At 73.7% G+C, this 12721-nt stretch carries 11 protein-coding genes and 1 pseudogene; 7 read left to right on the forward strand and 5 right to left on the reverse strand.

Translation table 11 applies throughout. The annotated features are described in order from the left end of the window. Positions 1-185 precede the first annotated feature (185 nt). From DQW85_RS12365 to DQW85_RS12375, 3 genes are all read right to left on the reverse strand, one after another. Positions 186-1619: an RNB domain-containing ribonuclease gene (locus DQW85_RS12365; protein WP_240197116.1), complete on the reverse strand. Its 1434-nt coding sequence runs from the start codon at positions 1617-1619 to the stop codon at positions 186-188. Positions 1620-1978: 359 nt separating this feature from the next. After that, positions 1979-2872 (reverse strand): 5'-3' exonuclease, encoded by an 894-nt coding sequence (locus DQW85_RS12370; protein WP_113700476.1) that lies wholly within the window; start codon positions 2870-2872, stop codon positions 1979-1981. A gap of 10 nt (positions 2873-2882) precedes the next feature. Then, the gene (locus DQW85_RS12375) at positions 2883-4298 is read right to left on the reverse strand and encodes a PP2C family protein-serine/threonine phosphatase (protein WP_240197117.1); all 1416 of its coding nucleotides are present in this window, start codon (positions 4296-4298) and stop codon (positions 2883-2885) included. Positions 4299-4443: 145 nt separating this feature from the next. On the opposite strand from DQW85_RS12375, the gene DQW85_RS12380 reads away from it, so the two are divergent. Continuing rightward, positions 4444-5556, forward strand: coding sequence for a M24 family metallopeptidase (locus DQW85_RS12380; RefSeq protein ID WP_240197118.1), 1113 nt, complete (start codon positions 4444-4446; stop codon positions 5554-5556). Positions 5557-5598: 42 nt separating this feature from the next. Next, positions 5599-6744: an acyl-CoA dehydrogenase family protein gene (locus DQW85_RS12385; RefSeq protein ID WP_113700470.1), complete on the forward strand. Its 1146-nt coding sequence runs from the start codon at positions 5599-5601 to the stop codon at positions 6742-6744. Positions 6745-6765: 21 nt separating this feature from the next. Here the strand turns inward: DQW85_RS12385 and DQW85_RS46765 are convergent, their stop codons facing one another. Together DQW85_RS46765 and DQW85_RS12390 are read right to left on the reverse strand one after the other, a co-directional pair. After that, the gene (locus DQW85_RS46765) at positions 6766-7242 is read right to left on the reverse strand and encodes a DUF6508 domain-containing protein (protein ID WP_240197119.1); all 477 of its coding nucleotides are present in this window, start codon (positions 7240-7242) and stop codon (positions 6766-6768) included. Further along, a pseudogene (locus tag DQW85_RS12390) lies at positions 7216-7716 on the reverse strand (O-acetyl-ADP-ribose deacetylase); the annotation flags it as partial. The pseudogene DQW85_RS12390 and the gene DQW85_RS46765, both read right to left, overlap by 27 nt. A 198-nt stretch (positions 7717-7914) precedes the next feature. On the opposite strand from DQW85_RS12390, the gene DQW85_RS12395 reads away from it, so the two are divergent. From DQW85_RS12395 to DQW85_RS12415, 5 genes are all read left to right on the forward strand, one after another. Then, positions 7915-8766 (forward strand): terpene synthase family protein, encoded by an 852-nt coding sequence (locus DQW85_RS12395; RefSeq protein WP_113700471.1) that lies wholly within the window; start codon positions 7915-7917, stop codon positions 8764-8766. A 302-nt stretch (positions 8767-9068) separates the two neighbouring features. Next, the gene (locus DQW85_RS12400) at positions 9069-9662 is read left to right on the forward strand and encodes a GTP-binding protein (protein WP_113700478.1); all 594 of its coding nucleotides are present in this window, start codon (positions 9069-9071) and stop codon (positions 9660-9662) included. 23 nt (positions 9663-9685) lie between these two features. Continuing rightward, positions 9686-10171, forward strand: a complete 486-nt coding sequence (locus DQW85_RS12405; RefSeq protein ID WP_113700472.1) for an Lrp/AsnC family transcriptional regulator — start codon at positions 9686-9688, stop codon at positions 10169-10171. Between the two features lie 75 nt (positions 10172-10246). Continuing rightward, the gene (locus DQW85_RS12410; RefSeq protein ID WP_113700473.1) at positions 10247-10996 is read left to right on the forward strand and encodes an IclR family transcriptional regulator; all 750 of its coding nucleotides are present in this window, start codon (positions 10247-10249) and stop codon (positions 10994-10996) included. 136 nt (positions 10997-11132) lie between these two features. Then, positions 11133-12713 carry a glycerol-3-phosphate dehydrogenase/oxidase gene (locus tag DQW85_RS12415; RefSeq protein ID WP_420819157.1) on the forward strand — a complete coding sequence of 527 codons (1581 nt, stop codon included), beginning with the start codon at positions 11133-11135 and terminating at the stop codon, positions 12711-12713. Positions 12714-12721 lie beyond the last annotated feature (8 nt).

Genomic DNA, 12721 nt, shown 5'->3' on the forward strand with positions numbered 1-12721 from the left:
AAGGCGTGCCGCTGCTCCAGCAGACCTTCCAGAGCACCGGCTACGTCGACAAGCTCGGCGACACCCCCCAGCGGTAAGCACGAGACGAGCGTGGGGACCCGCCCAGGGGCCGGGTCCCCACGCTCGGCGCTCGTGTGCGGGGCGAGGGGCGCAGGCGCCCGGCCTTCGACGGGATCCCGCCCAGGTCAGGGCGCCTGGGCCAGGGTGAAGCGGACCTCGCGGGTCGCCGGATCGGCCCGCGCCAGCCGTACCGTGACGCGCCCGCCCAGGGGGAGGTCGCCGTCGCAGCGGGCGATCACCGCGGGGTCGGCGAGTTGGATCCGGCCGCCCTCGCGCCGCTCGTCCACGTCGATCACCACCGCCTCGAACGGCTCGCCCAGCCGGTCGCGCAGCAGGAACGCCTCAACCAGGTCCACGCACGCCCGCTCCACGGCACCCGAGCGGCGGCCCGACGCCGACATGAGGCCGGGCAGCTCCCCCAGTGCCTTCTCCACGTCGCCGGGCACCGGCTCGCCGGCCGCCACGGCCAGGCACACCTCCGTGGCGTACCGGTCGGCCAGGCGCCGCAGCGGGGCCGTCACGTGCGCGTACGGCGCTCCCACCGCGGCGTGGTCGGCCAGCGGGGGAGGCGCGCCGTCGAACGCCACGTAGCCGGAGCCGCGCAGCAGCACCCTCGACTCGTGCAGGAACGCCGCCTGCCGCGGGCTCTTCGGATCCAGGCCGTGCACCACCTGGCCGTAGGAGGCGCCCTCCGGCCAGGTGACGCCCAGGGCGGCCGCCACCCTGCGGACCCTGTCGAGGTCCCCGGGCCGCGGCGCGGGCAGCACACGCAGCACGCCGATCTCCGCGTCGAGCATCATGGAGGCCGCCGCCATGCCGGTGAGCAGGGAGATCTGCGCGTTCCACGCCTCGGCGGGCAGCGGCAGCCGGTAGTCGAGCCGGTAGCCGTCGCCGTCGGGCACCACCTCCTGCTCGGGGGTGGGCAGCGTGACGCCGCCGCGTTCGCGCTCCAGCTCCAGCCTGAGCGTGCCGATCTCGGCCAGCAGCGCGAGCGTGCCGTCGGCGGTGCCGGTCTCGACGGCGGCCTGGACGTAGGCGTAGTCGAGCCGTTCGCGGCTGCGCACCTGCGCCCGCTGCACGTCGGCGCCCACCGTGCGGCCCTCCGCGTCGAGGTCGATCCGCCACACCACCGCCGGGCGGGAGGCGCCCGGCAGCAGGCTCGCCGCGCCCTCGGACAGCACCCTCGGGTGCAGCGGCACCGAGCCGGTGGGCAGGTAGACGGTCTCGCCGCGGGCGCGGGCCTCGCCGTCCACCGCGCCGCCCGGCCGTACGAACGCGCCCACGTCGGCGATGGCGTACCAGACGCGGAAGCCGCCGCGCAGCCGTTCGAGGTGGACGGCCTGGTCGAGGTCCATCGCGCCGGGCGGGTCGATCGTGACGAACGGCAGGCCGGTCAGGTCTTTGCCGGACAGCCTGGGCACCTCGGCGACCCAGTCGGCCTCGTCGAGCACCGGCCGGGGGAATCCGGAGGGCAGCCCGGACTCGCGCATGATGCGTGCGAAGCCGTCCTCAAGGCGCGCTGGGACGTCGCCGGGGACCTGCACGCTCGTCTTCGACACACGCCTCAACCTACCGAACCCACCTTCCCCACCCGCCACACCCTGCCCCGCCACACCCTGCCCCGCCACAGACCCTTCCCACCGACACCGTCTTCCCGCGGGGATCCCGTGCTTCCCGCGGGGATCCCGTGCTTCCCGCGGGGACCCCGTGCGCCGCCTCCCGCACACGCCGAGTGGGCGCGCCGGGCGGGCCGGTGGCGGCCTGGTGCTCCTCCGCCACGGTCACCCTCCCCGGCCTCTGGGCGGCCCCGTACCGGGCCGCGGGGCCGTGCCCGCCGCACGCGTACCCGAGCGGCCGGGGGAGGGCGGCCTTCAGTGGGAAGGCAAGGCGGAGGGCCCAGGCGGGGACTTTCAGGCTGTCAGGCGGCCAGCGCGTCGAGGAGGCGGTTGAGGGGGCTGTCGAGGCCGTGGCGGTCGGCGAGCCGTACCAGGGCCTCGGGGTCGCGGGGCTTGGCGGGCAGGGAGAGCTCGGCGGCGGGCAGCGGCGCGTCGGAGGCGACCTCCACCACGGCCGGGGCGACTTCGAGGTAGTCGCGGGCGGCGGCCAGCCGGGTGCGGCTGCCCGCGGGGAAGCCGTCCGTGACACCCGCGTCGAGGGCGGCCAGCAGCGCGTCCAGGGAGCCGAAGCGGGTGATGAGGGAGGCGGCCGTCTTCTCGCCGACGCCCGCCACGCCCGGCAGCCCGTCGCTGGGGTCGCCGCGGAGGGTGGCGAAGTCGGCGTACGCGCGGCCCGGGATGCCGTACCTGGCCGTGACGAACGCCTCGTCCACCACCTGCAGGTTGCGGATGCCGCGCGCCGTGTAGAGGACGCGCACCGGACGCGAGTCGTCGACCAGCTGGAACAGGTCGCGGTCGCCGGTCACGATGTCGACGGGCCCGGCGGCCCGGTGGGTGAGGGTGCCGATCACGTCGTCGGCCTCGTAGCCTGGCGCCTCCAGCCGGGCGATGCCGACCGCGTCGAGCACCTCCTCGATGACCGGGATCTGCGGCACCAGCGTATCGGGCACCTCCTCGGCGTCGCCCTGCGCGACGCGGTGCGCCTTGTACGTGGGGATCGCGGCCACCCGGAAGGCGGGCCGCCAGTCCGCGTCCATGGTGGCCGCCAGCTCGTCCGGCGAGTGGGTGCGGACCAGCGTGGCGATCATGTCGATGAGGCCGCGCACCGCGTTGACCGGCGTGCCGTCAGGCCCGGTGATCGACTCGGGGATGCCGTAGAAGGCGCGGAAGTACAGCGACGGGGTGTCCAGAAGCATGAGCACGCCTCTATCGTCGCACTCCGCGCTCCGGCGCCGCGTTGTCGTCGCCCAGGACGCCGACGGCGAGCAGGCAGGCGTCGTCCTCGGGGTTCGGGCCGCCGATGTCGGCCAGCAGGCGGTCCAGCCCGGCGTCGAGGTCGCCGCCCCGCAGCCGCGCGGCGGCCGACAGGACCAGGGCGAGGCCCTCGTCGATGTCGCGGGTACGCCGCTCGACCAGCCCGTCGGTGAACATCAGCAGCAGGTCGCCGTCGCGCAGCCGGGTGCGGGCCAGGTCGTACGGCTGGTCGCAGGTGGCTCCCAGCAGCACGCCGCGCGGCTGGTCCAGGGGCCGGGCGGCGCCGTCGCGAACCAGGATGGGCGCCAGGTTGCCGGCCCTGGCCCAGGTGAACACGCGGGTCCGGGTGTCGAGGTGGCCGATCACGGCGGTGGCGGTCGTGCCCTCCAGGCGGTGGATGGCCAGCTCGTTCAGCCAGGCCAGCAGCCCGCACGCGGGCTCTCCGGTCATCGTCAGCCCGACCAGGGCGTGGCGGAACTGCGCCATGTGCGCGATCGCGGGCAGCCCGTGCCCGGACACGTCGCCGATCGCCAGCAGGACCCGCCCGTCGGGCAGCTGCGCCGCCTCGAACCAGTCGCCGCCGAGGCTCGCGGTCTTCTCGGCGGGCACGTACCGCACCGCGATCCTGGTGCGCGGCAGGTCGAGGCAGCCGGCGGGCTCCGGCAGGATCGCCTCGCGCAGCGCGATCATCACGTGGCGCTCCTCGGCCGCCTTCTCGCGGGCCTCCAGAAGCTGGCGGCGCGACTCGGACATGATGCGCTCGGCGCGGCGGCGGCCCGTGATGTCCTGGATGACCCCGTGCACGCCGCCCGCCCGGCCGGTCGCCTCCGGGGCCGCGGTGCCCGTATCGCTGCCCCTATCGGTGCCCGTGTCGGTGCCCGTGCCCCTGCCCCTGCCTGTGCCCGTGCCCGTGCCCGTGCCGATGTCAGTGCCGGCGGCGGTGGCGGTGGCGGTGGCGGTGAGCTCGGGCAGGCGGCCGGGCATGATCAGGGGTTCCAGGACGACGCGGAGGTTGCGCAGCTCTCCGCCGCGCCGGATGCGGAACTCGGCCTGCGCGGGCCCCGCGCCCCGTGCGACGTTCAGCAGGAGCTGGTCGAGGTGCCGCAGATCGCCCGGCTCGACGTGCGCGGCCAGCTCGGGCAGGCCGACCGGCCCCTCGCGGGGATCACGGCCGAAGATCACATATACCTGGTCGGACCAGGTCGCCTCGCCGGTGCGCAGGTCCCACTCGGCCCAGCCCATGTTGCCCAGCCGCTGGGCGTGGGCCAGCCGTGCGGCAAGAAGCTCGCTCCCCGACTGCCGGGTGGTCTCGGCCGCCTTCTTCGGACGGCGACGTTGCCCCGGCCCGCCGCTCATGACCTCGACCATCAGGCTTCACCCTCGCAAACGCGTGGAACGGGACATTCGCCTCACAATATGCGACCGTGTGGACGCGGAGGGTGGCGTTGGCTTGTCGTGTGGTGAGACCTTTTCGCGGATTTTAGGCGGCGTCATCACGAGTAGATTTGGGGCTGTGACGTCCTCAGCAGACCTGTATCCCGTCTCCCGCCTCGACACCGTCCAGCAGGCCACCGCCAAGGCCGGCGTCGACGCGCTGCTGCTCACCCCGGGCCCCGACCTGCGCTACGTGAGCGGCTACGACGCCAAGCCGCTGGAGCGGCTCACCTGCCTGGTGGTGCCCGCCTCCGGCGAGCCGTACATGATGGTGCCCCGCCTGGAACTGCCCGCCGCGCAGGCGTCGCCCGCCTCGCGGCTCGGGCTGGAGTTCGTGGCGTGGGACGAGACGGACGATCCCTATCGGATCGCGGCCGACCGGCTGGGCGCGGTGGCCACGGTGGGGGTGGCCGACCGGATGTGGGCCATGTCGTCGCTCCGCTTCCGCGAGGTCCTGCCCGGCGCCGAGCAGGTGCTGGCCGGGCGCGTGCTGCGCGGGCTGCGGATGCGCAAGTCGCCGGCCGAGGTGGCCGCGCTGCGCGAGGCGGGGGAGGCGATCGACGCGGTGCACCGGCAGGTGCCCGGCTTCCTGCGGGCCGGCCGCACCGAGCGGGAGGTGGGCAGGGACATCGCCGAGGCCATCCTGGCCGCCGGCCACGCGACGGTCGACTTCGTCATCGTCGCCTCCGGCCCGAACGGCGCGAGCCCGCACCACGACGTCTCCGACCGGGTCATCCAGCCGGGTGAGCCGGTCGTCGTCGACATCGGGGGGCAGTTGCACAACGGCTACTGCTCCGACTCCACCCGCACCTACTGCGTGGGCGAGCCGCCCGCCGACTTCGCCGCCTACTACGAGGTTCTGCGCCGGGCGCAGGAGGCCGCCTGCGCCGCCGTACGGCCGGGCGTGCCGTGCGAGTCGATCGACGCCGCCGCCCGCGACGTCCTCGCCGAGGCGGGCTACGGCGACTACTTCATCCACCGCACCGGCCACGGCATCGGCGTCGAGACCCACGAGGAGCCCTACATCGTCGCCGGCAACGCCGAGCCGATGGAGCCGGGCTTCGCCTTCTCGATCGAGCCGGGCGTCTACCTGCCTGGCAGGCACGGCGCCCGCATCGAGGACATCGTGGTGTGCGGCGGCAGCGGTGCCGAACGCCTCAACGACACCTCTCGTGAATTGGTCATCGTTTAGGAAGAATCTGACACCGTACGACCTCGCAAGGAGTTCCTCACGATGACTGTCGAGCGTGCCCTGCCCACCCCCGAGGCGCACGACCTGATCCAGCTGACACGCGAACTGGTGACCAAGGAGGTCGCGCCACGCGCCGCCGCCGACGAGTCGGCCGGGCGGTTCCCGCGTGAGGTGTTCACCACGCTGGGCGCCGCCGGCCTGCTCGGGCTGCCCTACCCGGAGGAGTACGGCGGGGCCGCCCAGCCGCAGGAGGTCTACCTGCAGGTCGTCGAGGAGCTCGCCGCCGGCTGGCTCGCCGTGGGCCTGGGCGTGTCGGTGCACACGCTGTCGTGCTTCCCGGTGGCGGCGTTCGGCGGTGACGAGCAGAAGGTCGCGCTGCTGCCCGGCATGGTCGGCGGCGACCTGCTCGGCGCCTACTGCCTGTCGGAGCCCCAGTCCGGCTCCGACGCCGCCGCGCTGACCACCAAGGCCGTGCCCGGCCCCGACGGCTACACCGTCGACGGCGTCAAGGCGTGGACCACCCACGGCGGCGTCGCCGACTTCTACACGCTCATGGCCCGCACCGGCGAGCCGGGCACGCGCGGGATCTCCTGCCTGCACGTCCCGGCCGGCCTGGACGGGCTCTCGTTCGCCGCTCCCGAGCGCAAGATGGGCATGCGGTCCTCGCCGACCGCGCAGGTGCGCTTCGACGGTGTACGGCTGCCGACCGCCGCGCTGGTCGGGGCCGAGGGCGAGGGGTTCCGCATCGCCATGGCGGCGCTCGACGGCGGCAGGCTCGGCATCGCGGCCTGCGCGGTGGGCCTGGCCCAGGCCGCCCTCGACGCCGCCACCTCCTACGCCAAGGAGCGGCGCCAGTTCGGCGGCCGGATCGTCGACTTCCAGGGGGTGTCGTTCATGCTGGCCGACATGGCCACGCAGATCGCCGCCGCCCGGGCGCTCTACCTCGACGCCGCCCGGCTGCGCGACGCGGGCCGCCCGTACGGCACGCGGGCGGCGATGGCCAAGCTGTTCGCCACGGACGTGTGCATGAAGGTCACCACGGACGCGGTGCAGGTGTTCGGCGGCTACGGCTACGTGGAGGACTTCCCGGTGGAGCGCTACATGCGCGAGGCCAAGGTGCTGCAGATCGTCGAGGGCACCAACCAGATCCAGCGCCTGGTCATCGGCCGCGCCCTCGCCAGGGGCTGACACCGGGCCGCCTCCGGGGCGTCACCGGGGGCGTTCCTCGTCGTGCCAGCGGCGCAGCCGGCGCAGCACGGCCTGGAGGGTGCCCGTCTCGAGGGCGTGCCCGATCGTCCCGTCGCCGAACCGCTCGCCCCGGACGATCGCCGTGGCCAGCCTGGCCGCGTCGGCCACCGGCGCGTCCTCCAGCCCTCGCCCGCCCGGCCACAGGGGGTTGCCGCGCACCCAGTCGGGCCAGCCGAACACCACCACCACGCCCAGCTCTCCCAGCAGCCCGAGGATCCGCTCGACGGCGTCGCCGTAGACCGGGTAGGGCGCCTGCGTCACGCCCGGCCCGGCCTCCTGCCCGCCGCGCCACGTCACCTCCAGATCGGCCGGGGTGAGCGCGTCGGCCAGGGCGAACAGCTCCCTCCAGCGCTCGCCGGGCTGGGCGGCGAGACGGGCCGCGATCTCCTCGTCCGACGGCCCGGCCGCCAGCAGGGCGCGTTCGAAGGCCGCGTACACGTCGGCGGTGAACAGCACGAACCGTGCCTCCGCCACCCGCGTGCGAGCCGCCCGCACCGTGGTGACGGCTACGCGGGCGGCGTCGTCGGAGGGCCAGCCGTAGACGCCGGCGGAGACCGCGGGCAGGGCCACGGTGGCGGCGCCGAGCTCGTCGGCCACCCGGAGGGCCTCCCGGTAGCAGGAGGCCAGCAGGTGCGAGCGGTCCTCGGCGCGTGAGTGGACGGGGCCGACCGTGTGGATCACCCACCGGGCCGGCAGGTCGCCCGCGGTCGTGGCCACCGCCTGCCCCACCGGCAGGCCCTCGCCGTACCGTGAGGACCGCAGCGTGCGGCACTCCTCCAGGATGGCCGGCCCGCCGCGCCGGTGGATCGCGCCGTCAACGCCGCCACCGCCCATGAGTGAGGAGTTGGCGGCGTTGACGACGGCGTCGACAGGCTGCTCGGTGATGTCTCCGTGGACGAGCGTGATCCTCATGACTGCTCCGGGCCGTGGGGCGGTTGCTCCCATTCTCGCCGTTCCTGGCGCTCGTCCGGCTGGGCGGTCCCGTGCGTGGCCACCGCCCGCGCGCCTTGCCCCGGAAGTGTTGATCATGTGACAATTCGCGTGCGAGGGATGACAGCCGGACAGTGGGGGTGGCCGCCCGTGATCCGCGTGCCGACTGAGCGGCTCTAGATGCCGGACGGCGAGCTGGACGAGGCTTTCGAGGTGGGCAGGGCGTGCGCGCTCGCCGCCGAGTGCGGCAGGGATCTGCGGCGCTGCGCCCAGATGTACGGCGGGCTGTTCCCGGCGGCGGCCTTCGATCCCGACCTCTACACTTCGCTCACGCTGGCCGGAGCCTTCAGTTCGCCATGGAGCACCGCCGGCGGGCTGAAGGTCGCCAACCGGGCCGCGCTCTGGGTGTTGGCCGTGGACCGGCTGGTCGACCACACCTCCACCGACCGCGACCAGGTCGAGGACCTGGTCCACGACTGCTTGGCCGTCGCCGACGGCGCGGTGCCCCGCGCGGCGGTGACCCGCTTCCTGGCCGACCTGCGCGACGAGCTGGACACCGTCGAGGACTTCGGGCGGCTGCACGGCCTCTGGCGCGACCAGCTCGCCACCATGCTCACGGCGATGGCCAGGGCCTGGGTCTGGCGCGACAGGCGGGACGTGCCCACGTTCGGCCGGTACGTGGACAACGCCGACAGCCGCGGCTCGTGCTTCGTGGACCTCTCGCACTGGATCTACGCGGGCGACGAGTGGGCCAGGCGGCACCTGGACGAGCTGCGGCCCGTCAGCGCGCACGTCCAGCGTTATCTGCACCTGCTCGGTGACCTGGCCTCCTACCGCAAGGACGTCAACTGGGGCGACCTGAACGTGCTCATGCTCGGCGTCAGCCGCTCCCATGTGGCGGACGCGATGGCGGAGCTGGAGGGAGAGGCGGCCGACCTGATCGGCGGCCTGCGCGAGCGGAGTCCCCGCACGGCCGCCTACCTGCGGCGCAGGATGGGCTTCCACGCCGGATTCCACGGGGTCGCCCGGTAGCGGGCGGCGGACGGGCGTACGCGAGGCTCCCGCGGCCGACGGGCGTACGCGAGGCTCCCGCCGCCGACGGGAGCGGCGGCGCGGAGGAGTGGTTCCGGTGTGATTTACGACATGTTGATTTTTGAACTGTTTTGTGGCTTGAGGGGAATTTGTGGCATTGCTAGGGTGACTTGGTGTCAGGCATCTAGATCGACCTCTTCCATGCCTTGTCAGCCACCCCTGACCAAGGCTTCCCGGGACGGATTGCGCACGCGGGGCATGCTTGCGGGCTTGCCCGTGGAGGGATGTACAGGCGGTGCTCGATGGATTTCGGTCGCTCTGATCGCTGGCGACTGCCCACCGCGATCAAGATCTTGATCGCGGGCGGCTTCGGCGCGGGCAAGACCACCATGGTCGGCGCCGTCTCGGAGACCCGGACGCTCCGCACCGAAGAGGTCCTCACGCACGTCGGCATGGACATCGACGACCTGACGGGCGTCGAGACCAAGCCCACCACGACCGTCGTCATGGACTTCGGCCGCATCACCATTCGCGGCGACTACATGCTCTACCTCTTCGGCACGCCGGGGCAGGAGCGGTTCTGGTTCGTCTGGGACGACCTGACCATGGGCGCCCTCGGCGCGGTGGTGCTGGCCGACACCCGCCGGCTGGCCGACTGCTTCCCCGCCATCGACTACTTCGAGCGGCGCGAGACCCCGTTCGTGGTGGCGCTCAACTGCTTCGACGGCGCCCGCCCGTTCACCATCGGCGAGGTCCGCAAGGCCCTCAACCTGGAGCCCGAGATCCCCATCGTGCTCTGCGACGCCCGCAGGCGCGAGTCGGGCCGCGACGTGCTGGTCACCCTCGTCGAGCACGCCATGCGCTGGGGCGCGACCCCGGTCGGGACCATGTCGTGACTTCGACGGGCTATTTTTGACCGATGGAGGAGATCGACCGCCGGATCGTCACGCTGCTGGCCAGAGACGGCCGGATGAGTTTCACCGACCTGGCCAGGGAGACCGGGCTCTCGGTCTCCGCCGTGCACCAGCGGGTGCGCCGCCTGGAGAAGCGCGGAGTCGTCCGTGGCTACGCCGCCGTCGTCGACTACGACGCGATCGGGCTGCCGCTCACCGCGTTCGTGTCGATCAAGCCGATAGATCCGGCGGCGCCCGACGACGCGCCCGACCGGCTCGCCCACCTCAGTGCCATCGAGGCCTGCCACAGCGTCGCCGGCGACGAGAGCTACATCCTCAAGGTCCGCGTGGCCTCCCCGGTGGCGCTGGAGGACCTGCTGCAGCAGATCCGCGCCTCGGCGAACGTCTCCACCCGCACCACGGTCGTCCTCAGCACCCCGTACGAGCACCGCGCCGCCGAACTGGAGGCCGACGCGGGCGGCGCCGACGAGCGGGCCACCGGCCAGGCGTGACGGACGGCCCCAGCCGCCGCCCTGCTCAGCGAACTATTGCTGTTCGGGATTGCCGAACCGAGGTACGGTGGGGAAGTGGGTGAGACGATCCAGTCGGTGGAGCGCGCGGCGGGCATCCTGCGGCTGCTGGCATCGGGGCCGAGGGAGCTGGGCGTGGCCGAGCTGGCCCGGGCGATGGGCCTGCCCAAGGGCACCCTGCACGGCATCCTGCGCACGCTCGTCCACGTCGGCTTCGTCGAACAGGACCCCACCACCGGCCGCTACCGGCTCGGCGGCACGCTGCTCCACCTCGGCAGCAGCTACCTCGACGTCAACGAGCTGCGCGCCCGATCGCTCAACTGGGCCGACGCGCTGGCCGCGCGGAGCAGGGAGAGCGTGTGGATCGGCACCCCACACGAGGGCGAGGTGCTGGTCGTGCACCACGTCTTCCGGCCCGACGACAGCATGCAGGTCCTCCAGGTCGGCAGCCTGCTGCCCGCGCACGCCACCGCCCTGGGCAAGGTCCTGCTGGCCTACGACCCGTACGGCGAGGCGGGGCCCGGCCCGCTGCCCGCCTTCACCGCCCGCACGCTGGTCACCGGCGACGACCTGGCCAAGGAGCTGGAGCTGGTGCGCGGCCGGGGCTGGGCGGGCGAGGTGGAGGAGCTGGTAGAGGGCGAGGTGTCCATCGCCGCCCCCATCAGGGACCGGCGGGGGCTCGCCGTGGGGGCCATCGGCGTGCGGGGGGCCGTCGAGCGGCTGGCCGACGGCGGCGAGCCGCGCAAGGAGGTCGTCTCCTACGTCCGCGACGCCGCGCGGGCCATCACCCGGGACCTGGGCCGCTGACCCGGTTGACAGGGGGCCGAGGCGGGTTAGGATCGAAGAGTGTTCGGTAATGCCGAACACTTCGCGAAGTGAGGATAGCCCCGTGTCCCGACAGCAGCCCGCAGCCGCCCTCGACCAGGGGGCCGTGAGCCCCGCGATGAGCCCCGCGATGAGCTCGGCCACGATCTCCGGCCGCGCGGAGACCCGCGAGGAGCTGTCGCGCTCCACCTACGACCTGCTCGTCATCGGCGGCGGCATCCTCGGCACCTCCGTCACCTGGATGGCGGCCCAGGCCGGGCTGCGCGTGGCCATGGTCGACGCGGGCGACTTCGCCGGGGCCACGTCCAGCGCCTCCTCCAAGCTCGTCCACGGCGGGCTGCGCTACCTCCAGACGGGCAACGTCAAGCTGGTCGCCGAGAACCATCGCGAACGCCGGGCGCTCGCCGGTGAGATCGCGCCCCACCTGGTCAAGCCGCTGACGTTCGTGGTGCCGGTCTACCGGGGCGGCCCGCACGGCGCGGCCAAGCTCGGCGCGGGCGTGTTCCTCTACTCGGCGCTGTCGGTGTTCGGTGACGGCCTGGGCCGCGTGATCAGCCCGCAGCAGGCGCTGGCCAAGGTGCCCGCCCTGCGCGGTGAGGGGCTGCGCGCGGCCGCGGTCTACGGCGACCACCAGATGAACGACAGCCGGGTCGCGGTGATGACCGTGCGGGCCGCGGTCGACGCGGGCGCGGTCGTGCTCAACCACGCCGAGGTGGTCGGCCTGCGCAAGTCCGGCCCCTCCGGCACGGGCACGGTGTCGGGCGCCGACCTGCGCGACCGTCTCGACGGCACCGAGTTCGGGGTGAACGCCCGGCTCGTCCTGAACGCCACCGGCCCCTGGGTCGACCACCTGCGCCGCATGGAGGACCCCGGGGCCGCGCCGAGCATCCGCCTGTCCAAGGGCGCCCACCTGGTCATGCGCCGCCACGAGCCGTGGAAGGCCGCGCTGACCATCCCGATCGACAAGTACCGCGTGTCGTTCGCCATCCCGTGGGAGGACCACCTCCTGCTCGGCACCACCGACGAGGCCTACGAGGGCGACCCCGCCGACGTGCGCGCCACCGACGCCGACCTGTCCCAGATCCTCGACGAGGCCGGACACGGCGTACGCGACACGCAGCTGCGCCGCGAGGACATCACGTACGCCTTCGCCGGGCTGCGCGTCCTGCCCGGCGGCCCTGGAGGCGTGTCGTCGGCCAAGCGGGAGACCGTGCTCACCCGGGGCGCGGGCGGCATGCTGTCGGTGGCGGGCGGCAAGTGGACCACCTACCGCCACATCGGCAAGGTCGTCCTCGACGCCCTCGCCCACCTGCCGGGCCGCCCCCTCGGCGACGACCTGGCCGACATCCTCCCGGCCGTGCCGCTGCCCGGCCTGGCCAGTCCCGAGGCGGTGGCGCTGCGCCTGTGGACCGACCGGGAGCCGGGCACCCGCATGGACCCGCTGGTCGCGCGCCACCTCGCGTCCCACTACGGCTCGATCGCCTTCGACCTGGCCCGGCTCATCCGCGACGAGCCGTCGCTGGGGGAGCGCATCCACCCCGACGGGCCCGACATCTGGGCCCAGGCTGTCTACGCCCGCGACCGCGAGTGGGCGGTCACGGCCGACGACGTGCTGCGGCGGCGCACCACGCTCACGGTCCGCGGCCTCGACACCCCCGAGGTGCGCGCCCGGGTCCAGAGCCTGCTCGCCACCGGCTGACCCGCCGG

The organism is Nonomuraea lactucae, assembly GCF_003313395.1.
GTDB lineage: Bacteria > Actinomycetota > Actinomycetes > Streptosporangiales > Streptosporangiaceae > Nonomuraea > Nonomuraea lactucae.

Excerpts from the sequence above, each read along its gene's own strand:
- DQW85_RS12405 (WP_113700472.1), top strand. The coding sequence starts at position 9,686 with ATGGAGGAGATCGACCGCCGGATCGTCACGCTGCTGGCCAGAGACGGC.
- DQW85_RS12400 (WP_113700478.1), top strand. The coding sequence starts at position 9,069 with ATGGATTTCGGTCGCTCTGATCGCTGGCGACTGCCCACCGCGATCAAG.
- DQW85_RS12375 (WP_240197117.1), bottom strand. The coding sequence starts at position 4,298 with ATGGTCGAGGTCATGAGCGGCGGGCCGGGGCAACGTCGCCGTCCGAAG.
- DQW85_RS12385 (WP_113700470.1), top strand. The coding sequence starts at position 5,599 with ATGACTGTCGAGCGTGCCCTGCCCACCCCCGAGGCGCACGACCTGATC.
- DQW85_RS12370 (WP_113700476.1), bottom strand. The coding sequence starts at position 2,872 with ATGCTTCTGGACACCCCGTCGCTGTACTTCCGCGCCTTCTACGGCATC.
- DQW85_RS12395 (WP_113700471.1), top strand. The coding sequence starts at position 7,915 with ATGCCGGACGGCGAGCTGGACGAGGCTTTCGAGGTGGGCAGGGCGTGC.
- DQW85_RS12415 (WP_420819157.1), top strand. The coding sequence starts at position 11,133 with ATGAGCCCCGCGATGAGCTCGGCCACGATCTCCGGCCGCGCGGAGACC.